This is a genomic window from Scandinavium sp. UTDF21-P1B (genome assembly GCF_040750395.1).
Taxonomy (GTDB): Bacteria; Pseudomonadota; Gammaproteobacteria; order Enterobacterales; family Enterobacteriaceae; genus Scandinavium.
Map to the genome: position 1 here is coordinate 1 of NZ_JBFLVD010000036.1, position 22,689 is coordinate 22,689.

21 protein-coding genes are annotated in these 22,689 nt (G+C 54.0%); 9 read left to right on the top strand and 12 right to left on the bottom strand.

Going from position 1 to position 22,689, the window contains the following annotated elements:
- Positions 1-76: 76 nt before the first annotated feature.
- Positions 77-4,399: an Ig-like domain-containing protein gene (locus tag AB1287_RS21240; protein ID WP_435619012.1), complete on the top strand. Its 4,323-nt coding sequence runs from the start codon at positions 77-79 to the stop codon at positions 4,397-4,399.
- On the opposite strand, the gene AB1287_RS21245 is transcribed toward AB1287_RS21240, so the two are convergent.
- Both AB1287_RS21245 and AB1287_RS21250 read right to left on the bottom strand, forming a co-directional pair.
- Entirely contained in the window at positions 4,368-5,618 is a 1,251-nt protein-coding gene (locus AB1287_RS21245) for an Ig-like domain-containing protein (protein WP_435619013.1), read from the bottom strand. The two genes, AB1287_RS21240 and AB1287_RS21245, sit on opposite strands and share 32 nt — an antisense overlap.
- Entirely contained in the window at positions 5,581-6,606 is a 1,026-nt protein-coding gene (locus AB1287_RS21250; protein ID WP_435619014.1) for an Ig-like domain-containing protein, read from the bottom strand. The genes AB1287_RS21245 and AB1287_RS21250 overlap by 38 nt, the downstream gene beginning before the upstream one ends.
- A 489-nt stretch (positions 6,607-7,095) precedes the next feature.
- On the opposite strand from AB1287_RS21250, the gene AB1287_RS21255 reads away from it, so the two are divergent.
- Positions 7,096-7,650, top strand: a complete 555-nt coding sequence (locus AB1287_RS21255; protein ID WP_435619015.1) for a LuxR C-terminal-related transcriptional regulator — start codon at positions 7,096-7,098, stop codon at positions 7,648-7,650.
- 388 nt (positions 7,651-8,038) lie between these two features.
- On the opposite strand, the gene AB1287_RS21260 is transcribed toward AB1287_RS21255, so the two are convergent.
- Positions 8,039-8,716 (bottom strand): carbonic anhydrase, encoded by a 678-nt coding sequence (locus AB1287_RS21260; protein WP_435619016.1) that lies wholly within the window; start codon positions 8,714-8,716, stop codon positions 8,039-8,041.
- A 550-nt stretch (positions 8,717-9,266) separates the two neighbouring features.
- On the opposite strand from AB1287_RS21260, the gene mgtE reads away from it, so the two are divergent.
- Both mgtE and AB1287_RS21270 read left to right on the top strand, forming a co-directional pair.
- Complete coding sequence (mgtE, locus tag AB1287_RS21265; RefSeq protein ID WP_435619017.1) at positions 9,267-10,649, top strand: magnesium transporter; 1,383 nt, start codon at positions 9,267-9,269, stop codon at positions 10,647-10,649.
- Between the two features lie 92 nt (positions 10,650-10,741).
- Positions 10,742-11,827 carry a porin gene (locus AB1287_RS21270; protein ID WP_435619018.1) on the top strand — a complete coding sequence of 362 codons (1,086 nt, stop codon included), beginning with the start codon at positions 10,742-10,744 and terminating at the stop codon, positions 11,825-11,827.
- A 359-nt stretch (positions 11,828-12,186) separates the two neighbouring features.
- On the opposite strand, the gene AB1287_RS21275 is transcribed toward AB1287_RS21270, so the two are convergent.
- From AB1287_RS21275 to AB1287_RS21285, 3 genes are all read right to left on the bottom strand, one after another.
- Positions 12,187-13,038 carry a hypothetical protein gene (locus tag AB1287_RS21275; protein ID WP_435619019.1) on the bottom strand — a complete coding sequence of 284 codons (852 nt, stop codon included), beginning with the start codon at positions 13,036-13,038 and terminating at the stop codon, positions 12,187-12,189.
- Between the two features lie 36 nt (positions 13,039-13,074).
- Entirely contained in the window at positions 13,075-13,806 is a 732-nt protein-coding gene (locus AB1287_RS21280; protein WP_312626327.1) for a MerR family transcriptional regulator, read from the bottom strand.
- Positions 13,807-14,026: 220 nt separating this feature from the next.
- Entirely contained in the window at positions 14,027-15,247 is a 1,221-nt protein-coding gene (locus AB1287_RS21285; RefSeq protein WP_435619020.1) for a diguanylate phosphodiesterase, read from the bottom strand.
- Between the two features lie 334 nt (positions 15,248-15,581).
- Between AB1287_RS21285 and ycgZ the strand changes: the two genes are divergently transcribed.
- The 5 genes from ycgZ to AB1287_RS21310 all read left to right on the top strand — a co-directional run bounded on the left by ycgZ (position 15,582) and on the right by AB1287_RS21310 (position 18,145).
- Complete coding sequence (gene ycgZ / locus AB1287_RS21290) at positions 15,582-15,821, top strand: regulatory protein YcgZ (RefSeq protein WP_435619021.1); 240 nt, start codon at positions 15,582-15,584, stop codon at positions 15,819-15,821.
- Positions 15,822-15,855: 34 nt separating this feature from the next.
- Positions 15,856-16,155: a hypothetical protein gene (locus AB1287_RS21295; RefSeq protein ID WP_435619022.1), complete on the top strand. Its 300-nt coding sequence runs from the start codon at positions 15,856-15,858 to the stop codon at positions 16,153-16,155.
- 43 nt (positions 16,156-16,198) lie between these two features.
- Positions 16,199-16,465, top strand: coding sequence for a biofilm development regulator YmgB/AriR family protein (locus AB1287_RS21300; RefSeq protein ID WP_312626495.1), 267 nt, complete (start codon positions 16,199-16,201; stop codon positions 16,463-16,465).
- Between the two features lie 97 nt (positions 16,466-16,562).
- Positions 16,563-17,126 (top strand): LuxR family transcriptional regulator, encoded by a 564-nt coding sequence (locus AB1287_RS21305; protein ID WP_312626334.1) that lies wholly within the window; start codon positions 16,563-16,565, stop codon positions 17,124-17,126.
- Between the two features lie 92 nt (positions 17,127-17,218).
- On the top strand, positions 17,219-18,145 hold the full coding sequence (locus tag AB1287_RS21310) for a LysR family transcriptional regulator (protein WP_435619023.1): 927 nt from the start codon (positions 17,219-17,221) through the stop codon (positions 18,143-18,145).
- Here AB1287_RS21310 and mdcH read toward each other — a convergent pair.
- The 6 genes from mdcH to mdcC form a co-directional block, all read right to left on the bottom strand.
- The gene (gene mdcH, locus AB1287_RS21315) at positions 18,135-19,037 is read right to left on the bottom strand and encodes a malonate decarboxylase subunit epsilon (RefSeq protein ID WP_435619024.1); all 903 of its coding nucleotides are present in this window, start codon (positions 19,035-19,037) and stop codon (positions 18,135-18,137) included. The two genes, AB1287_RS21310 and mdcH, sit on opposite strands and share 11 nt — an antisense overlap.
- Positions 19,037-19,654 (bottom strand): malonate decarboxylase holo-ACP synthase, encoded by a 618-nt coding sequence (locus tag AB1287_RS21320; protein ID WP_312626337.1) that lies wholly within the window; start codon positions 19,652-19,654, stop codon positions 19,037-19,039. The genes mdcH and AB1287_RS21320 overlap by 1 nt, the downstream gene beginning before the upstream one ends.
- 1 nt (position 19,655) lies before the next feature.
- Positions 19,656-20,615 carry an AEC family transporter gene (locus AB1287_RS21325; RefSeq protein WP_312626338.1) on the bottom strand — a complete coding sequence of 320 codons (960 nt, stop codon included), beginning with the start codon at positions 20,613-20,615 and terminating at the stop codon, positions 19,656-19,658.
- Positions 20,616-20,754: 139 nt separating this feature from the next.
- Positions 20,755-21,555, bottom strand: coding sequence for a biotin-independent malonate decarboxylase subunit gamma (gene mdcE, locus AB1287_RS21330; protein WP_312626497.1), 801 nt, complete (start codon positions 21,553-21,555; stop codon positions 20,755-20,757).
- Positions 21,555-22,388, bottom strand: a complete 834-nt coding sequence (locus AB1287_RS21335) for a biotin-independent malonate decarboxylase subunit beta (protein WP_435619025.1) — start codon at positions 22,386-22,388, stop codon at positions 21,555-21,557. The genes mdcE and AB1287_RS21335 overlap by 1 nt, the downstream gene beginning before the upstream one ends.
- A complete protein-coding gene (gene mdcC / locus AB1287_RS21340; RefSeq protein WP_041145768.1) occupies positions 22,381-22,680 on the bottom strand; it encodes a malonate decarboxylase acyl carrier protein in 300 nt (99 codons plus the stop codon). The genes AB1287_RS21335 and mdcC overlap by 8 nt, the downstream gene beginning before the upstream one ends.
- Positions 22,681-22,689 lie beyond the last annotated feature (9 nt).

Genomic DNA, 22,689 nt, shown 5'->3' on the forward strand with positions numbered 1-22,689 from the left:
TGTTAAACCCGTGGCGATTCATTTTGCGGGCCATCTTAGAAGCTCCTTTATTTATTATCTGATGATATGTATTTAAATGAAAAACATTACTGACAGTTCTCTCTACTTCTCCGTTATCACTGATGAGTCACTCATTCAGAGTTATTCTCTGGATGCCAGCCAGGCGAATCCGGCACAAAATCTGCTGTACGCCTCCTCCAGTGTTTATGTTATCCACCAGGCCGACGGTCGTGTTATTGAGGATATCCTGCAGGCAGAACGCGTGGGGGATAACCTGGTTATCACCTCCCGTGATGCGGCGAAATGGAACGGTTCTCTGAATATCGAACAGTTTTTCTCCGGCAATGGCCAGCTTTACCTGGCCCGACCGGACGCTGATGTAGTGCGCATCGTTGCTGCACAGGATTATTCGCAGCAGGGGGCGATCGCGTTTGAGGCTCAGCCTGTTGATGCCGCCGCTGAACTGCCACAGCCGCAAGCGGTAAGCATGCTTAGCAACGCGCTGTTCTCTGCTGACCCGGCTCCTGCTGTTGCCGAACCTCAGCTTGCAGAAAACGCGGCTCAGCCAGCGGCACCGATGGTGATGATGGCGGCGATGACCGTCTCCGAAGCGCCGAAAATTACCAACGCAATCGACCAGTTAGGCACCCGGACGGGCTCTCTGGCTTCCGGTAGCGTAACGGATGACAAACTGGCCGTTCTGCAAGGGACCGCCAGCGCGGGCGCTATCCTCAACGTTCTCGATAGCGGCGTGGTGATTGGTCAGGTTCAGGCCGATGCGCAGGGTAACTGGAGCTTTATGCCGGAAGAGCGTCTGGCTGAGAGCGGCCACGTCTTTACGGTGGTGGATACCACCAGCGGTGAAACCTCCGAAGGTTTCGTCCTGATCGTCGACTCCGTTGCCCCTTCCCGTGCCATCATCGACAGCGTGATCAACGATCAGGCTGGCGGTGAACTGGTTGGCACCAACCAGCATACCAGCGACAACACTCCGGTCATTAACGGCCGCGGTGAAGCGTTCAGCATGATTGCGATTTACAACGGCAAGACCCTGATTGGCACCAGCTTTGCCGATGCGTCAGGCAACTGGACGTTCTCTTCACCGTTCACCTTCCCGGACGGCGATTACACGCTGACCGCAAAAGCCATGGACTTCTCCGGCAATACCGGCCTGGCATCTTCGGCCTATAAAATCACCATCGACACCATTCCGCCTGCTGTGCCGGTTATTCTCTCCGCAGACGATAACGTTGGCCCTGTGCAGGAGAGCCTGGCATCAGGCGATCTGACGGACGATCGCACGCCGACGCTGCACGGAAAAGCGGAAGCGGGCGTTACCGTGTTTGTCTACAATGGCGAACAGCTGTTGGGTACAACCACTGCTGATGTCAACGGTAGCTGGAGCTTTACGCCAGCGGCAGAGCTGGGTGACGGTGAGCATCAGTTCAATGCCATGGCCCGCGATCAGGCGGGCAACCAGAGCACCGTCAGCGATAACTTTACGCTGCTGTTCGGTGAAGATCGTACGCCAGCACCTGTGATTAGCGGCGTAACCGATGATGTCGGCGCGATTCAGGGGATTCTGCTGAGCGGTGCGCAGACCGACGATACGACGCCAACGCTGCACGGTCAGGCCCAGGCGGGCGATACTATTCGTATCTACGACAACGGCACTGTCATTGGCGAAGTCACTGCGGATGCGCAGGGGCGCTGGGCGTTCACACCGGAAACTGAGCTTTCTGAAGGGCTGCATTCCCTGCAGGCCCAGGCGCTGAATGGCACCCATTCTCCAAGCCTGCTGACGCCAGCCTTTGAGCTGAATCTGGATCTGACGCCGCCGGACGCCTCTAACCTGCACATTACCGGCGTGTACGATGATGTCGGCACCGTGACGGGCAACGTCGCTGCCGGTGGACGTACCGACGATCAATCGCCAACTATCAGTGGTACCGGGCCTGCGGGTGAAGAGGTGGTGGTTTACGTCACCGAAGCGAGCGGTCAGCGTGAGGTTGGGCGTGTGCGAGTTGACAGCCACGGCAACTGGTCGTTGCACGTCAGCGGAATGCTGAACTACGGCATGAATACCTTTACCGCTGTTGCAGTAGACGCTGCTGGAAATGCCACGGCGCCGAGCGCAGGCTATTCTGTAACCGTGACGACTCAGGATGCAGTGGGGGGCTATGATATTGGTGCCAGCCAGGCAGCAGGCCAGCAGATCAACACCACGGTTATGGGCGATCAAAGCAACCCGCAGGTGACCAAACTGGCCAATGGCAATCTGCTGGTGGTCTGGCAGCAGAATGTTGCGACTGGCTATGATGTCGTAATGCAGCTGATGGACTCAACCGGCACCCACAAAATAGGTACCGAACAGTTCGTTAACCAGCGCAACCTCAATAATCAGGACAGCCCGACGGTGACGGCACTGGCGGACGGTGGCTTTGTCATTGCCTGGGAGAGCTACAACACCCAGCCGGATAATAATGCAGATGGCGTGATGGCTCGTCGTTATGATGCCAACGGTGCTGCGCAGACCGATGAGTTTCTGGTTAACCAGACTACGGCGGGCGCCCAGCGTATGACATCGACACTTGGCCTGCCGGACGGCGGCTACATCATTTCCTGGTATAGCGACCAGGACGGTGGTTCGACGGTACAGCGTATCTATGATGCTAATGATAATCCTGTCGGAAACGAGTTTGTCGTCGGTCCGGCTAACCGTAATGCCGGTGGTTCGGAGATGGTGCTGTTTGAGAGCGGTCCTTCTGCCGGTTGGTATCTGACCGTCTGGAACAGCAACGACAGCAACGGCAATGGCGTGTTTGGTCAGATGCGCACTATTGACGGCAAAACGGCGGGGCCGATCCTGACGCTGAACACCACTCAGGATAAAAACCAGAACTTCCCGGATGCCATTGCGCTGAAGGACGGCAGCTTTGTGGTGTTCTGGGATTCGAATGACTCACAGAGTTCTGGCCTGGATGTCCGTGCCATTCACTACACCTTTGATCCGCAAACCGGCATGTTCGGCGCGAAAAGTACCGGCGATTTTATCGTCAACGAATTCCGTGGCGGTAATCAGTACAAACCGGTTGGCGTGGCGCTGGATGACGGCGGCTATATGCTGATTTGGGGCTCGGACGGCGGTGATGGCGATGGTTCAGCCATTTACGCCCAGCGCTTTGATGCTAACAGCAATAAGGTAGGCCATGAGTTTCTGGTCAATCCTACTACTCTGGGAAATCAGGGGGCTGGCTGGAATGATGTTGATTTGCTTAATATTATCGATGCCGCTGTGCTGGACAATGGCGATGTCTTCATCACCTGGCAAAGCGATCAGATCGATGGCAATAAATTCGGTATTGAAGGGGTCACAATTGATATTGATGCCAGCTTCTATTCTGAGTTCCAGGTCAACCGGACAACGACCAACGAGCAGTCGAATTCATCAACGACCTCACTGCCAGGCGGTGGGTTCGTTGTGGTCTGGCAAAGTTACCAGACGGGTAATTTTGACGTGATGGCGCAGGTCTTCGATGCCACCGGTATGCCTGTCGGAGATGAATTCCGGGTTAATAATAGCGTTACCGCGAATTTCCAGGGCAAACCGGATGTTATCACCCTGAGCGACGGTTCGTTTGTTGTGAGTTACCACAGCAAGGAAGGGGCGGGCGACTTCATCCGTACTCAGCACTATGGTTACACTTACGATCAAAATGGACAGATCAGCGGGGTGGTTACGTTAGGCGATGAGCAAATCATTTCGCAAGCGGACCTGAAATACAGTCATAACCCGGTAATGACCGCTCTGGAGGACGGTGGCTACATGCTGGTCTGGCAGGCAAGTAATGGCGGAACATGGCAGATTTGCAGTGCTCAGTATACTGCTCAAGGTCAGCAGGTTGCGGGAAGCCAGATGCAGGTCACTAGCATAGACTGGGGCGGGGCAGAACCTGCGTCTAGCGCTGGGGTGACTTCACTGGATAACGGGCTGGTTGTTGTTACATACGCTAAAAATACCACCAGTGGTGATGCCTATTTCCGTATTTATGATACGAAAACACACACTTACAGCGAGGAAATTCGGGTAAACCAAACGACTAATGGCACACAGGGAACACCTAACATTGCGAAACTTGCTAATGGTAACTTTGTTGTGACCTGGGATTCTAACGACAATTCTGGCCTTGACCAGTCAGGATGGGGAGCCTGGGGGCGTATTTATAATCCACAGGGCGAAGCCGTCAGCAATGAGTTCCTGATAAACTCCTATACGCCTAGCAATCAGCAGCAGCCAGTGACCATTTACCGTCCGGGCGGCGGGTTCGTGACCCTGTACCTGTCGGCGGCGGACATCGCGCCGGGTGCTAATAGCTACCCGGCTGACCCTTACCGTTAAAGGTCGGGGTGTCGTCGTCGGTGGTGCCGCCGTTTTCAATTGGGCCGATGATCGGACCTTTATCGTCAATCGCGCCGCTGATGCTATCGCCGCTGCCGTCGATAACCGGCTGTGTTGGTGCGGTGGTATCGATCACCAGCTCCCACGGAGCAGAAGGCTCAGAGGTGTTGCCTGCCGTATCAGTCGCGGTGACGGTCAGGCTGTGCTCGCCTTCGCTCAGATCGGTCTCCGGCGTAAATGACCAGTTGCCGTTTTCATCAGCAGTGGCTTCGCCCAGCTTCTGACCGTTGTCATAAACAGTGACCACCGAGCCCGCTTCTGCCGTGCCGCTCAGGGTCGGACGGGTATCATCAGTGGTGTCACCGTTGGCCAGATTGCCGGTTTTTACGCCAACGTCATCGAATACGCCACCAATGACTGGTGCGTCCGGTGCGGTGGTATCGACAATCTCCACGATCCAGGTTTCAGATGGCGCAGAGGTGTTGCCCGCGGCATCGGTAGCGGTGGCGGTCAGGCTGTGCTCGCCTTCGCTCAGATCGCTTTCCGGCGTGAAGCTCCAGTTGCCCTGGCCGTCAGCGGTGGTTTCACCGATCTTCTGACCGTTGTCATAGATAGTGACAACAGAACCCGCTTCGGCAGTACCGTTAAGCGTCGGACGGGTGTCATCGGTGCTGTCACCGTTGTTCAGGCTACCCTGAATCGCGCCCACGTCGTCCAGAATACTGCCGATAACCGGTGCGTCCGGCGCGGTGGCGTCGACAATAACAACCCATGGGTCGGATGGGTCGGTTTCGTTACCGTCCTGATCCTTGATAATGACGCTGATTTCGTGATCGCCTTCGCCCAGATCGGTTTCCGGCGTAAACGTCCAGTTGCCGTCTTCGTCGACGGTGGTTTCGCCAATGACTTCGCCGTTATCAATCACGATAACGGTATCGCCCGGCTCGCCTTTGCCGTTCAGGGTAGGAGTGGTGTCGTCGGTGGTATCGCCGCTGTTGATGGGGCCGGTGACAGGTCCTTTATCATCAATAATTTCGCCAATCGGGTCCGGAATACGCTCCTCCGGGCCTTCAGACGGTGGCAGAACGTCCACGGTCAGGTCCCAGCCTTTGGACGGAGCTGAAGTGTTACCCGCGCTGTCCGTTGCTCGTACGGTGAAGCTGTGGTCGCCTTCGCTTAATTCAACCGCAGGGGTAAAAGGACCAGTTACCGTTAGCATCGGCACGGGTTTCACCTATTTTTTTACCGTTATCGAAGATCGTAACGACGGATCCTGCTTCAGCGCGCCCCTGTAGGGTTGGCTGAAGATCATCGGTGCTGTCGCCTGACTGAAGCCAGCCAGTCTGGTTACCTGCGTCGTCATAGATACCGGTAATGGATGGCGTGGCGGGTGCCACGGTATCAACGGTGAAATCGAAGCCAGCGGAAGGGGCGCTGGTGGTACCGTCGGCCGCTTTTTCAACCAGCGTAACGTTGTGGGAGCCGTCGGCTAACGGCTGCTCAGGCGTAAACGACCAGCGGCCGTCTTTGTCGACGATGGTTTGACCGATTTGTTTGCCGTTGTCATAGATAATGACGGTGTTACCTGGCGTGCCGCCGTTGCCGGAGAATGTCGGGGTGTTGTCGTCGGTAGCGGTACCCTTGAGGATCTCGCCCTGCAGGGAGCCCTGGTTATCAATGACCAGACCTAATTTAGGGGTAGTGACTTCCGCTGGAGTATGCGGGTTCTCTGACGGCTGAGCTGGGGAAGTGTCAGCGTCGGTATGCTTGTTTTTGCCTGAATGGCTCTTGCCTAAGGCCAGCGCGCCCAGAGTGGCGAAAGAGGCGCCAAAAATGCCCAGCGCGGCAAACAGGCCGAAGAAATCGTGGTTCGACTGCTCGTCAGTACTGAGTACCAGTGGTGACGTTTCACCATCTTCAAGCATCGCTGCGACAGCGCTGCTGTTGTCGCCTTCGGATGAAATGTACGGATGATAGGTGCGATCTTCCGCCATGCCGATGAGCTCAGCGTCCTGCTGGAAGTAATCCTCGATGATGATAGTCGGATGATCGGGCGTATCGCCTTCAAGGCAAACATACAGGTCTTTACCTACGCGTTTTACCGTAATGTTTTCGGGTGCTAATCCCGTTTCTTTGTCCGCCAGAATAAACTTGCCATTATGAATGGCCTTTATTTTTTTCGGCGTAGCAGAACTTTTTGGTGTCAAAGACACTTGCTGGTGAATGTTTTTTCCATCCATCAGAATAAGTGTTGCAGGGCGCATAACCATATCGTATTCCTACTTAAATTCAATTTCTGTCAGTACAACCGCTACATGCTGCCGTTGCTTTCAACGTAAATGTAACAATCAAAATAAAGTGTTCAGGGACGCTGAACATAATTCAGGGCAACGCAGACGCAGAGCGCGAGGGCATCATTCCTGAGAGTGGCTATTGAACCGTTTGGCCGGGAAAATGTCTTTCTGATTGGTATGAATTCTTAAATCGTCCTGGCAGTCATGTACGAAATCCCCGAATGTGACTTAATTACGCCTCCGAAACCAGATATAACCCTCCAACAACAGAGTGTCAGCCGGCTTAAATGATTGCAGCTTAACCCCGTTCCTTCGGCATCCTGACGGAATGCGGCCCTGTATTCAGGATATAAAACGGTAAAAAATTAACGAGCGGTGAACGCACTGCTATCGAGGGTGGAAATGATTTATGTATTTACTGAGAATATGTTTCTCAAACAGGGGATGATCTCTGCATTATATCCGCTGTTAGTCGAGTTTATGCCCGTGCATGAGTATGATCATCCGGCGTATGCAGGAATTATGGCGGGGGATGTGGTGCTGATTGATACACATCTTTCTTTTCATGCAATCCTTCAGACGCTGGCGCACTATTCACGCGATATAAAAGTTGTATTTCTGAATAATGACAAGCTCAGGGAAATTAATTTTCGTGTTTTGTATTCTTCATCGTGGGTTATTAACGCCCGGGTGCCGTTGGATGAGCTCAGGACCAGCGTGCTAAAAGTCATCACCGAGCGCTCCCGGCGTTCACCATATCGCAATGCGTTGAGTTATAAAGAAACCTATGTTTTGCTTGAGTCGATGAAAGGGACCAGCGTTCAGGACATCGCCAGAGAAAGCGGCATCAATCAGAAGACCGTTTACCATAATCGAAAAAGTGCTTGCCGAAAGCTGGGGGTCGATAAGGTCTGGGAAGTGTTGCCGTACGGTCATTTAATGGCCAGCCAGGAGTAATTAAAAAAAAGCCGTCAGTGATGACGGCAGCATGAAAAACACATGTATTGATCTTATGTTTTGACTCTTATGCAGTGGTATATGCTTGCACTGCCTGATTAATATACGAAATCAAATTGTAAATATCATTATATAAAATGCGGGATTTATCCTGGATTAATGACGATAATGGTATGTGCTATAGCAGCGCTAAACAGATTTTAAAATCTGCTCCATTGATTGCGTTAATGTATATTTAACTCTCATTCATTCACGTTGGTTTTAATTAAAGCCGGGTTTCGCGAGATGATGAAAAAACGGAGTCAGCGGACTCCGTTTTGCTTGAGAGGTCAGACGCATCATGCATCAGTCAACAACTATCCGCCCATGTAAAGGCTGGACAGGGCGATTATTGCTGTGCTGTAGCGCCCGTTGAAATTTGACGAGCTGCTCCGGTGACAGAGTGATACTGTTGCCAGCGAAGCCCTTCGGTGCAGGGAGGCGTGGTCAGTGAACCACTGAAGCGGTAATAGTGCCTGTCGGCAGGAAAGAGCTCGCTAATATTCAGCTGTTTTTCCAGAGAAGCGACGTGGTCGGGTGTCAGGGGCATACTGTCGAGAATCGGTTTTAATGCCGGGTTTTCTTTTCCTGTTTCAAACATGACGGCGACAACCGCCAGCTCTCCTTTCTCATTCGCATGCACAAAATGCGCCTCAAGCGGATACTGTTTGCCGTTTATCAGGTTTTCGCTCGGGCTGTGGAAATGGTACTGCTTCAGCTTAAATGTATCGTTATCCAGCGGAAAATCATCTTCGTCATTGACGGTGACCTGAAGGGTGTGTCCGTTATTCACGATTTTTTCAGCGGCCGTGTGGAAAATAAGGGATAAAGGCGGCAGCGCAGACGGCAGGGCATTGCGAATATCAATCGGCGACTGGAATTTACCCGTTTTGCAGGTGCTGTAGGTATCGCTTAGTTCACCCCAGTTTTGCGGCCCGGCTTTGCCTTCATAACTCCAGTGCGGCGCTTCTTCTGCCATGACGTTCAGGGTTAATGCGACCAGCGACGTTAAAAGATATTTTTTCATACACACTCTGATAAGAACGATGACGGTGGTATTAAAAAAATACGCCTGAGAAAATCAACTCACAACAGCTTTACGCCGACGAACATTATTCACGGAATTTTCCCGGGATAAATTAACATATTGGCCAGAGCCTTTCTCTGTCCGGCTTTCAGCTGATTTGCTGGCTAAGAATATTCAGCCCGAGAATTAACACATCATTGCGCCGCGAACCGTTTAGGTTTCATTCAGGGTTCGTTTGTTAGATTCCAGGCCGAGGTCAGCATCCCATGGCCTGATAAGCTGTCCGGTGACTTACCCCGGATTCAAATTAACCTGAATGAGAAAATAATGGACCCCGAGAGTTTTACTAATAACCACAAAAACAATCTGCATTTATTTGTAATGCCGGTTTGTGGGGCAGGAGGGTAAACAGAATCCGTTAATCGTTCTGAACCCTCCCCGCTATTTCGCTGATGGAGAGCATCTGGAATGCTTTCCAGCACCGATATTGCCTCAGGCCGGTGAATAACACCTGTAATACTGCGCCCGGAAACGGGTGGAAGGAACGAACATGAACAAAGCATTACTCGTCGCCCAGCTTCGTAACGCATCACACCCATCGACGTTGCATGATATTTCCCAGAAAATTAAAAATCTGCACCCTGCCGATTTAGCAGACATCCTGAACGAGCTCAACGTCAGTCAGATATTACCGCTGTTAGGCCATTTAGGAACGCATAACCGGGCGATGGTGTTTAGTCATTTCTCCGAAGAGCGTCAGGATGCCCTGTTACGCGCTATGTCACGTGATGTCATGACTGCTCTATTTGAACATCTGCCCTCCGACGTCCGGGCCGATATTTATAACCGGATGAACGATCGCGTACGCCGGGATCTGCTGTCTGCGCTGCCGAAATCGCAGCGTGAAGATATGCTGCGTATGTCCGTGCATCCCGAAGGGACTGCCGGTGCAGAAATGACCTCTGACTTTGTCACCGTATCGGCGGAAATGAGCGTTGCACAAGCCCTGAAGCATATTCGCGCGACGGCCTCAGAAAAGGAGACTATCTACGTTATCTACGTCCTGGATTATCAGGGCGGGCTGAGCGGAACCCTTTCGCTTCGGGAACTGGTCATTGCCAGAGATGAGCAAACGGTGAACGAGATCATGCGCCTCAATCCAGTCTCCGCGAAGGTTGACTGGCCGAAAGAGCAGGCGGCAGAGCTCATCCGTCATTACGATCTTTTGGCGCTTCCGGTACTGAGTCATGAGGGGAAGATGCTCGGTATCCTGACCATAGACGATGCTATGGACATTGAAAAAGAGCAGGATGCCCGCCAGCTGGCCCGTTTCGGGGGCACGACGCTGGGCGGAAAAAGCGACCTCGACATCATGACATCGCCTTTTCACCAGATGTTTCGCGTCAGGGTTTTCTGGCTGGCGCTGTTGACGGTTTTTGGGGTTATCACCAGCAACTTCGTGGCGGCACAGGAAGAGATCCTGGCAGAAATCGTCATTCTGGCGGCCTTTCTCGCGCCGGTGATCGATATGGGCGGCAACACCGGCAGCCAGTCTGCCACGCTGGTCATTCGCGGTATGGCGCTTGGCGATATCAAAATGAAGTGGCGCTACGTCTGGCTTGTTGTCCGCCGGGAATTACCGGTTGTGCTGGTGCTCGGGATTGTCATCGCCTTGCTCGAGGTGGTTTTGGCGCAATTCTCTAAAGGCGTTGGCGTTGATGTCATGCTGGTTGTGGGCCTCAGCATGATGGTCTGCACGATCCTCGGCGGCGTTATTGGTGCGCTGCTGCCGTTTATCGCTCGTCGTATTGGCACCGACCCGGCCACGCTCTCTTCACCGTTGATTACCTCCATTATGGACCTGCTGGGTGTGCTTATTTACTTCGGTTTTGCCTGGCTATTCCTCGGCGACCTGCTGACGCAGGCCGGTTGATCCTGCTCTGAACAGTCTGCCCGGCGAAGAGGCCGCGGTATGCCGCATCCTGTCTCATCGGGCCATATTGAGTCTTACAAAAGGAAACTCAGATGTCTGCAATTATCCGTAAAGGAAGTGCAGTGAAACCTGCTGCGCTTTTATCCCTGATCCTTTCGCCGTGTGAGCTTTATGCTGTGGAAGTTTTCAATAAAGAAAAGACGCGTATTGAATTTACTGGAGAGATAAACGGCTACCATCAATTCTCTTCAGATCCTGATGAAAAGGGGGATGAAACCTATGCCCGCTTTAGCCTGTTGGGTGAGCGGCCTCTCTCTGACCGTCTGTCAGGATATGGTCTTTTCGAATATAACGTTCAGGGTAATACCGTTGAGGAAAATAATGATTCTTCAGTCTGGCTGGCGTATGCCGGAGTGAAAGGGGAGTCCGGACTCTCACTGGACTATGGCCGCAACGAAGGTCTGCTTTATGACACAGCAGCCTGGACCGACGTCCTGCCGGTCTTTGGCAATGATACCTATACCGAAGTGGATAATTTCATGGCCGGGCGCGCCAGTAATTTGCTGACGTTGCGGGTTTCGGATGCGCTGGGGAAAGTTGAGGGGATTGATTTTGCGATACAGTACCAGGGCCAGAATGCGGGCTCGCGAGAGCTCATGCGGCAAAACGGTGAGGGTTTGGGGTATTCCGTCAGCTATGAAACGGAATATGGGCTCTCCGTTGCTGCGGCATATACCCGCTCAGGGCGCACTGATGAGCAAAAAAGGCTGACGCAGAATCAGAGCGAAAATGCTGAAGCCTGGGCCACATCGCTGAAATATGATGATTCGACACGCTATTTGGCGGTGAGCTGGGGGGAAACGCACAATATGACGGCGCTTGATGATGGCGCGGTGGTGCAGAAAACAAAAAATCTTGAGATTGTCGGACAGTATCAGTTTGAGTCCGGGTTCCGCCCGTCCATCGCGTGGCTCCAGTCCGTGGCGTACACGCCGGAGCATTCTCGCTTCAACAGGGTTAAATATCTCGATCTGGCGCTGTTTTACGATCTCAACGAGCATTTTACCCTGTATGTCGACCATAAAATTAACCGGCTGAACGGCGGATCGGATGCCGTGAGAGCGCATGAGCTAAGCAGCGCTAACGTCACCGCAGCCGGCATGGTTTATCACTTCTGATCGCTCTTTTCCTTCTGAAACATGTAATACCGGCAGAATGGCTTCGGCCGGTATTACATGAGCTTTCCTCAATGTTACTCATATAGCGGATTGTTGCCGGCTGGCAAGTTTCCTGGCTAAACAATTGAAGTAGCGGAACAGTGGGGCATCATGCCCCTACAACGCGGAGCCTGCAACTAACCTGAAATGTCGCAGGTGGGCTTTGGCGTCTTGCAGATGACAGAGGTTGCAGAGTACGGACGGGCTTAAAACGCCGCGCGTGGCGGCTTGAGCCATGGAGACTGCGTGCTCCAGAAAATGATGTCTGCCCCCAGATAATCGTCGGCAAACTGTGTGAACGCCTCACGAGTGAATTTCTTTCAGGTTTTCGGGTTGGTGTAGCTGAGCGTCGGCTCCTGGACCGCCATTGCTACAAGGCTCAGCTTGCCCTTGTATTGATGGAAAAACGGATAGGCATTTTTCATCTGTGCCTGCTTGTTCGGCACGATATCCGGGCCACCCAGGCCGATGTGATTTTTTTCTGCGGTAGCAAACAGGCGCGACATATACCGTTTGTCGTTGTTCCATTCGCACGGCCAGAAATTCACGTATTGCACCACGTGCGAGCGGGTGAAGGCCTGGCGGGCAAAGCGGATGTTGTCGAGAGTGGCGTTGAAATAACGATCGCAGGTGAAGCCGCTTTTTGGGTCTTTCATGTCGATATCAATTGCCGTTTCCGGCAGGTTGATGCCCGCTACTTTGCCATCGAATTTCGCCGCCAGCGCCGTTAACAGCTGCTGGTAACGCTCACGAACCTGCGCGTTCCACTGCATCGCCACCCAGCCTTGTGCGGGGGCTTTGTTTTCGCCGGGATTATCGGTCTGCGCCACTAAGCCACCGCCGTAGGCTGGCGTTTGCAGGTAGGCGGGAATGTTGCGTGCCTGAGCTTCGAAAAAACGGTCCTGGATCTGGATGAACAGCTTTTTATGCAGCGTGTCCGTTTGCGCAAGATCCTGTTCAATTGCCGAAAAGTCGTAAACGCCTTTGGCCGTTTCCAGCTGTTTCCATGAATAGACGATTTGTACACCTTGAATGTCCGGGCGTTCCAGGAGTGTGCGGTGCTCTGCCAGTTCGCCGGAGGAGGTATAGAGATAGTTTAGTGGGGCGGCGAAGCCCGCTGTCGGGGCGGCAACCAGTGCCGATAAAACGACGATATTCATCCTGCGGTGCATGCTTCTCTCCGTGCGTGCTTCACTCCCGACCCTGGTTCAGGGCTGGTGAAAAATAAGCGAGTAGCCCTGCTCATGCCAGTGCTGTAAAAGCTCTTGCTGGCGGCGGGTAGGGGTGATTCCTGTCCAGACGATAAGCTGCTGCCCGGGAAACAGCTCCGGGCGCGGGGAATCGAGCGGCTCGGCCAGCACGGCAATGTGCCAGCCCTGCTGAGAAAGGCGCCAGGCTTCAAGCCACAGCCGCGTTCTGTCTTCGGTATCCCAGCCGATCAGCAGGGCGTCTTTCCCGGCTTTCTTGCGCAATTCCGCGAGATTGATGGCGACAAACTCAATCAGTACGCCATCCAGCATGCTGCACATGATGCGGGCGGTATTGTGATCAAGGCTCAGGCGCTGGCGGGTAGGGATGAAGACATGGTCGATGAGATCGTCTGCGCGGTACTCACGGCTTAACGCCACGATTTTGGCTCGTAACTTTGCCGGGTGGGCTGAACGCAGCGCCGCCATCATCTCTTCCTGCAGCGTGCCCCAGTCGTCACGCGCGGCGACTTTACTCTCTTCAAGTAGCGCCTTGACCTTGCCGACCGGCACGCCGTTTTTAATCCAGCGTTTGATCTCTTCGATGCGCTGAATATCTTCCTCATCGAACTGCCGGTGCCCACCTTCGCTGCGCTGGGGTTTGAGTAAACCGTAGCGTCGCTGCCAGGCGCGCAGAGTCACGGGGTTGATACCGCATCGTTCGGCGACATCGCCGATGCTGTAAAAGGCCATAGTTTCCCTCATACGAATACCGATACGTCCGTGCCTAAACTAACGAATCAGACTGGCTTGTACAATTTATTATTTATTGTACAGCAGCTCATCCTAAGGGTAGCAACAAAATCCTTAACAAAAGGTGAACAAAATCTGAAATTACGATTAGGGGGAAATCAAAAGGTGAGTACCCCGCTCGCGTGAACTGCTGACTGCGAGCGGGTTCTTCTGTGGGAAATTACAACAGGCTTTTCTTTTCCGGCCAGGCGACAGGCGGGATCCCGCAGAAGCAAGGCTCGGCAAACAGGTGGCCCTGGAACTGGAAGATGCCGGCCGACTCAAGCCACATCCACTCTTCCGCTTTCTCGACGCCAACGGCGGAAACGGCGATCTCGAGCGATGCACAACATTTGATAATCGCCTGCACGATAGCCTGGCGCGGGCCGCTTTTGTGTACGTCGCGAATCAGGTCACGGCTGATTTTGATGCGATCTGGCTGGAACTGGGCCAGCAGCAAAAGTCCGGCAAACCCTGCTCCGAAGTGGTCAATGGCAACGCTTATCCCGGCAGCTTTCAGAGAACGCACCGCCTGGGTAAAGGCGTCAAACTGGGAAATCACCTCGCTTTCGGTGAATTCGACGATGATTTGCTCAGGCACCAGGCCGTTTAGCTCAATAGCCTGCAGCAGAGTCGGAACGGCATTGGGAATCTTCACCAGCGTCATTGGCAACAGGTTTACGCTGATGGTCTGTTCATGCAGATCGAGCGCCGAGGCCAGTGCAAAAGCCGCATGCTTGCTTCTGAGATCGGCTTCATAAACAGCGTCGCCGCTCAGGGCGGCAAAAAAAGCTTTTGGCGAATCACCGGAGGCGGTGCGCAACAGGGCTTCCAGCGAAACGATCTCCTGAGAGAGCGGGTCGATAATGGGCTGAAAGGCAAATCCGCACTCTGCAAGCTGCATTGCGGCCTGCGGATCGACGCGTCGGGCGTTACCCTGTGGAATAAACGCCCAGCCGTTATCGACCGGGATCTCAAAGTAGTTCTCTTTTTCCGTCGCCTCAACGAAGGTTCTGAAGAACTGCAGGGCCCGGTCATTAAAGGTGAGCTGATATTTCGAGGTACCCTTGTCGAGAATAGTCTGCAATACCTCATCACGGTCGTGCTCCCGCAAATCGAAGAGCTCCATGCCTACTTTGCCGAAGCGGCGGGACGGGGCGTAGTCGCACAGCAGTTCCACCACGTTGTAGTGGCGGCGATCCTCGCAAATCGTCTGATAAATCGCCTTTACCTTCTCTTCCGGCCCTTCGAGCAGCTGGAAGAAATGGGTGCCGTTGAAGAGAAGGATGCCGGTCACGTCCGCATCGCGATTTTTGATACTGGCGGCAGCAACCATGCTCTCGAGCGCTTTAACGGGGACGTCATCGCAAAAGTGGCTGCGGTAAATAATGGTGGTGAGCATGATTTTTCACTTAGAGAAGAAGAAACTTAATCCTGGCAGATAGGCAGCAGGATGTCTTGTTATATAACACATTAAATTAACAAACATTTTACAGCAAAACGGCGTTGTACAGACCGGGTGAAATTTGTCTCAGTTTTTGTACAGGGTTTTAGGTGGTTGATGTACGGATAAATTTAAGTGCTGGTCCTGTTTAATGTTTATAACAAACTGAAATTATTGGATTAGCACTTTTTGCTAAAAATCAATAACGCACTTGTACAAATTTTATGTACAATTTTTCTAAGTTTGAATAACGAACTTTTAACCCTTTTACTGATTCGTACAGGAGCGACATATGCAGCAGAATGGTTACATCCCGGATACCGCTACCACGATTGCACAGTATTTCACTAAGGCCAATATGCCGACTCAACAGGAAACGCTGGGGCAGATTGTGGTGGAAATTCTGAACGATGGCCGCAACCTCAACCGTAAATCGCTGTGCACCAAATTACTGCGCCGGCTCGACCAGGCTTCCTGCCCGGAAGAGGAAGGCCACTATAATGCCCTGATTGGGCTGCTGTTCGAGCGCTGATCGTCAGGTTGTACGGCAAGCAGAGACGTTAGTGATGAACAGAAGCGACATTGAACAACTCACAGATGAACTGATCGGCGAGGCAGTGCTGTCTCTGCTGAAACGCAAGGCGCCGGTGAGCTCAATGGCTCTACTTACAGAGCTACGTAACATGCAGGCCGTAGAGCGGGATCCCCGCAGACGCGGAGCCCTTCCGCTGATTGTCGCTTATATCGAAGCAGTGATGACAGATAAGTGTGAGCAGGAAACGCCCACAACAAAACGTCAGCATAAGGAGAGTGCGCAAATGATGGTGGACGGGATGTCTGCGTCGGGCAAAGGCAAAATCCACTAACAAGCGATTTCATTTCATAATGGTGAAACAGATGAATACAGCAATGATTCAACAACCTGATATTTATAGTGCTCTGGCCGATAACGCGTTATCTGATTATTTTCGCCACGCCGGTGATATTCTGGCTGAAGAATCTGTAGCGCTGGGTGCTGCAATTCGTAATGTGATTATCGCCGGGGAGAGTATTAATAATAAAAATATTATGCTGGCGCTGATTCGCCGCCTGGAATCAACGGAAGATGTGGTACAGGCCGACGTGATTCGCAAAACGATTGAAATTGTCGTTGGCCATACTATGGATGATATTTAACACATTCTTTTTCTGTTTTAAACCGTATTTCACCTATTTGACGGGCCTGTGATATCACTGGTCTTACGATCTCTGCTTCCTGAAAAAGGCGATGTGAATGATGCGCGGTGAAGACTACACACAGCACGATCACGCCGATATCTGGCTGACGGATAACTATCTCAGAATGGGTTTAGAGAACATTCTGCAAAAAATTAAGTTTGATAATACTGGTTTACGATATGTCTTTTTAACGGAACATCACTACACCGATGTGTTAAAGCATAATTACGATCTGACTAAAAACCGTATTGTGCTGCTCACGGAAGGAACATCATTTAATTTTCTTAATACGGCTCCTTTTTATCAGCTACCTAAAAGGGTGACGGTACACGAGCTACAAAACTTCGTTATTTCCATTAGTTATCTTGCGGATAAACCTTTGGAATCAAAAAAGCCTGTTTTATTGACCGCCAGGGAACGGCGGCTTATTGACCTGATAAAAGAAGGTAAAAAAATGGCGGAGATGGGGGAATACCTCAATCTGCATATCAAAACCGTTTATCAGACACGCCAGACGCTGATTAAAAAGATAGGCTGTTCCGGTGCCATTGATCTATTGCGCACGCTGCGCAGCGATATCTTTAAAAACTGGCTGATGGAAAGCCATCAATATCATTGATGCTGAAATAATCCAGTCGCGAGATCGTTTCAACGGGTCATCACGAAAAGCAGGTATAATGACTGCCTTCAGCCCGGGAGAAACGGACAGCGATGAAAGACGATATCAATCAGGACATTACCTTTCGTAAACTCAGCGTCTTTATGATGTTTATGAGTAAAGGCAATATTGCCCGTACGGCGGAAGCGCTGGAACTCAGCAGCGTCAGCGTTCACCGGGCGCTGCATACGCTGGAAGAGGGCGTTGGCTGCCCGCTGTTTATTCATAAAGGGCGTAATTTACTGCCGCTTCCGGCAGCATGGACGCTGCTGGAGTACTGTCAGGATGTCATAAGCCTGATGAGTAAAGGACTGGAGGAGACCCGCAAGGTAGCGGGCGTGGGCCGGGGTCGGCTACGCATCGGTACGCTCTATTCGCTCACGCTGGAGACGGTGCCGAAAATCATCATGGGCATGAAGCTGCGCCGACCATCGCTGGAGCTGGATTTGACCATGGGCTCCAACCAGATGCTGCTGGATATGCTGGAAGACGACGCGCTGGATGCGATTCTGATTTCCACCAATGAAGGTGAATTCGCCGGGTCAAAATTTGATGTTATCCCGCTGTTCCATGACGATATTTTTCTTGCCGCACCCGCCAGCGTCAAACTGAATACCTCACAGGCGGCCGATCTGCGCGATTACGGCGACCGCAAGTTCGTCTCGCTTGCGGAAGGGTTCGCCACCTACGCAGGTTTTCAGGAAGCATTTCAGATTGCTGGCTTTGAGCCGGAAATCGTCACCCGCGTAAATGATATCTTCTCGATGATAAGCCTGGTGCAGGCGGGAGTCGGCTTTGCGCTCATCCCGGGCCGCATGAAGAAAGTGTACGAGAATGATGTTCAGCTTTTAAAGCTGGCGGAGCCGTACCAGATGCGCCAGCTGATTTCGATTGTCTATTCACACCACCGCGAGCGCGATCAGGATTTACTGGCGCTGGCGGCGGAAGGGCGGATGTACGCCCGAAGCCTCAACGGCTGAGGCGTTTCGCCAGGTGCTGTGCCACTTCAACGCTGTTACGCTCCATACAGATGGCATCGCCCTGCCAGCCTGCGAGGTGCGTTAGCCCGGTCAGCACGCTACCGGGCGGCATCTCAATCGCCAGCCGTGCATCGCGCTGATTGGCGGAAACCATCGCATCCTGCCACTGTACGGTGCGCGCCATGTTGAAGGCTAAGTCCACGGCAATTTTCTGCGGTTCCCACAGTACACGACCGGTTGATCCGCTAAGATACGCACGTGATGGGCGTGACAACGTCACGGATTCAAACGCCTGAGCTAATTCTGCCGCCGGTTTATCCAGCAAGGCACAATGTGAGGGTACGCTTACCGCAAGCCGGGTCGCCTTGCTGGCTCCGGCGGCCAATGCTTTTCTCGCAACCTCCGCCATATCCTCATCCCGACCGGCAATCACTATCTGCGTTTCGGCATTGAGGTTGGCGATGTAAGTTCCGCTTTCCGCCATCAGCTTTTCAACCTGATTCAGCGTGAGGCCAACAATAGCCGTCAGGCCGTAACCGTGCGGATACGCCTGTTCCATTAAATCACCGCGCAGGGCGACCAGCCGCAGCGCGTCGCGAAAATCCAGCGCGCCAGCCACTACCGCCGCAGGGTAAGCGCCAATCGACAGGCCGCTGACGATATCCGGTTTGACTTCGTGGCGAATAAGCTCGTTAGCCCACGCCACGCCCGCAATAAGCAAACAAAGCTGCACCGCGCGGGTGTGCTTCAGCGCATCGGCTGTGTCGAGCTGGTAGGCTTCATCGCCAAGTACGGCGTGGACTTCGGCAAGAATGGCCTCACCGTCGGGAAGATTTTGCAGCATTCCCGGACGTTGGGTGCCCTGGCCGGGAAAGGTAAAGAGGATTTTCATTATGACTCCCTGTGCCACGGCGTCGCGGTGAGCTGCGGTCCGGTGGCGGTTTTCAGCAGAACGCGTCCTTCGCGCAGCCATTCGTTGAGCGCAAATGCGCCAAAGGGCGTTTCAATCTGGGTGTCGGCGCGGCACGGCAGCTTATCCACTTGCGCCTGCCACTGCCGCAATTCGTCATTGGTCAGCGGTTCAGGAGCGCGAATCAGTAAATCGAGATCGCTGTCGGCGTGCAGCACGGGAATTTCGGTGGCAAGGGCATAGGCCGTACTGCCGGTAATGCCCCAGAGCCACGGCCACGCAAAGGTGGTCAGCAAAATAGCCGCCTGAACAGGCGGCTGGGAAACAAACGGCGAGTGCAGCAGGTGCTGGCGTTCGGCCAGTGCTTCCGGTGTGATGACGCGGGAAACGGACTCTGCTTTAACCCATCCGGCCGCGCGCTGTTCGCGCTTCATGCCGCGCACGCCTACCGGAATATCGCCGCTGTCATTCACGTCGCGCCGTACGACCACGGGCAGGCCCGGTTGCCACTGGCTGGCCACCCACGCCTCCTCAACGTTGAGCAGGGCGTCGCGGCTTTTCAGCCACAGCAAATCGTGAGGGCGCGAGGTGAATGTCATATCAGATACCTGAAGTTAAAGTGATGAACAGCGGTAACGACAGGATACACAGAACGGAGCTCAACAGCAGCACGGCTTCGGCATCCGGCGACTGTACGCCAAAGCGGTTACCAAACACCACGCCGAAGAAGCCCGCGGACAGCGCAATCATCAGGATAGCGGTGATCGCCACGGAGCCGTGCAGGCCGAAAGCCAGAACGATAGCCCAGGCGATAAACGGCTGGATCAGCAGCTTGGTGATGGTCGCAATGCTCACCATGGCGTTCAGCTGCAGCTTACGGGCTGACAGAATCACACCGGTCAGGAACAGCGCGGCGGCGGTTGCCGACAGGCCCAGCGGCTTGATAGCAGCCAGCACCAGATCCGGCATTTTGATACCAATCGCCGAGAGGATCACGCCGAGCAGCGGGCCCATCACGATAGGTTTCTTCAGCGAACGCCACATCAGCACCGGCAGCATCGCCAGCGTAGAACCGCTGTTTTCACCGGCAGCGCGTGCTTTTTCACGCTCCAGAATCAGCAGGCAGAACGGCGTCATCAGCACGGAGCCGCAGGCGATGGAGACGGCGACGGAAAGAGACGTCGCGGAGCTTTCACCCAGCACGCTACCGAGAATCGGCAGGCCAAGCGCGGCATAGTTCGGCAGCGCCACGGTGAGGGTCAGCACGGCAGCATCCTGCGGGGATTTTTTAAATACGCTGGTAGCCAGGAAGTAGATCGCCGCATAGGTGATCCACATTGCGCCGGTCAGCACCACAATCAGCGGTGACTGGGCGACAATACCTGCCCATGGGGTCTGCACGGTGGCGCTGAACAGCGCGGCGGGCAGGGCAAAGTCCATTACGAAGATATTGAGCAGCGACACGTTTTTGTTGTCGACCATTTTGGCTTTGCCGGCCCAGAAGCCCAGCAGCATGATCAGAAAAATCGGCGCAAGGGCATGAACAATTACATAAGTCATAGATCACCTGTAGTAAGAAAAATAGAGAACATTTGCGATGTTTATAATTTTCTAAAAGCGGCTTGCCGTGGGCGCTATGCTGCGCCCGACGGTTGCCGCTTTCGGCAGGTCTTTTTTTACGTACTTCTGAGGTTGCCCGTTACCAGCTGGCGCGCATCCGTTCGCGTACCAGGGCAGAGCTGCGGCGATTTTCCGCGCCGAGACGATTTTTCAGGCTTGGGTCTTTACGTGCATCGGAAATTGCCTTCTGCACGGTGAGCTCTACCAGCGCCAGGTCAGCATCGGACGGCGCGTCCGGGTTGCTGAGGTTCAGCAGGTCGGAGAGCAGGCCGAGGGTGGCGTAGTTGCTGACGTCATAGGCCATTGGCGGAATGGTCGCTGCCAGCTTTTCCAGCGCGTCGACGGTACGCAGGGTGATACGCGCGGCGGATTCTTTGCCCATCGCATGCACCAGTACGCCTTTATCGTTGATAGCAATCAGGCGATTAGCCTGATAACCGTGCGCCAGAAACGCCCCGGACATCGCCTTGCCGACGATAAGACCGATCACCGGATGGCCCGCCAGGCGCGCTTTCGCATAGGCACCGGCGGCACCGGCGAGCGCCTGGTGAATGCCGAACGCTTCTTCACGGCGACCATAGGCCTGGCTTGGAACGTCGATCACCGCCACAATTGGGCGCTTCACGTCGCTGTTCGCGTCGGCATCGATGGTTTCATTCACCACTTTTGCCAGCGTCCAGCCTTCCAGCAGGCCCACTTCGCCTTTCGCGGCGCGCGGATAGTGGTTATTGGCATCGGGTACGACGGCGATGAAGCGTACGGCCTCATTGTTCAGTTCACCGTCGGCGACCCGTACTGAAGGGCACAGGCCAGTCATGCGCGGCGCATTTGGCGCCAGTTTTTCCAGCCACAAGGCTCCACGGCTATTGGACTGAGTCATCATTTCACCTCCCCGGCGAAAAGCTGTTTAATCTGCGCGGTATCGGCCTGCTGACGGGTGTCAAAGTTGCTCAGACGGGTCAGGAAGTCGGCATATTTGTCGCTGCGGTTTTGTGCCGGAACGCCTTTGGCGATAGCGTCGTTCATGGCGGTTTTCACCGCGTTAACGCCGTCATCGACCAGCGCATCGACCAGGCCACTTGCGTAACGGATTTCACCGCCGGTCATGCTCCAGATGAATGGGCGATCGCGGGAGTCGTACTCTTCGATCCCGGCTTCCTGCTCAATAACCTGCGGGCCGTTGAGGCCAAGGCGCGCTTCGCGGGTAACAATCAGGTAGCTACAAAGGGCGGCGGCAATAGACATTCCGCCGAAGCAGCCAACGGTACCGGTCACGATGCCGACTACAGGGGTATAGCGACGCAGATCGACAATCGCGGCGTGGATATCGGCAATGGCTGCCAGGCCGAGGTTGGCTTCCTGCAGGCGCACGCCGCCGGTTTCAAGGCTCAGCACGGCCTGGGTGGGAATGCCGTTGCGGTTATCTTCTGCCGCCAGTTCGAGCGCGGCTGCCATTTTGGCACCGGAGACTTCGCCCATGCTGCCGCCCTGGAAGGTGCCTTCGATGGCAATCACCACCGCGGACTGGCCGTTGATGGTGCCGCGAGCGACCACCATGCCGTCGTCGGACTGCGGCACAACGCCCTGCGGTGCGAGCCATGGCGACATAATGCCTTCGAACGGGCCGAGCAATTCACGGTAGCTGCCTTCGTCCAGCAGCGCATGGGCACGTTCGCGGGCCCGTAATTCGATAAAGCTGCGATCGTTACGCATGAGCCACCTCTTCAAATACCTGTTCGATACGAATGCGCGCCACGCCAGGGGTTGCGCCGAAGTCGTGAATGATCAGCTTGCCCGCTGGCAGGCCGTTGATCAGATTCAGGCGATCGAACAGCGCATTCCAGCGGCGGGTGCTGTTGTCCACGGAGGTGGTGATATCAATACTGAGGGTTTCCCCGGCGGCTGCGGTGAACAGCACTTCCATATCACCGGAGCCTACGACGCCTGCCAGTGCTTTACCGCTGAAGGTGCGGCTGGCAGGAAATGACAATGTAATGTGTTCCATAACATCCTC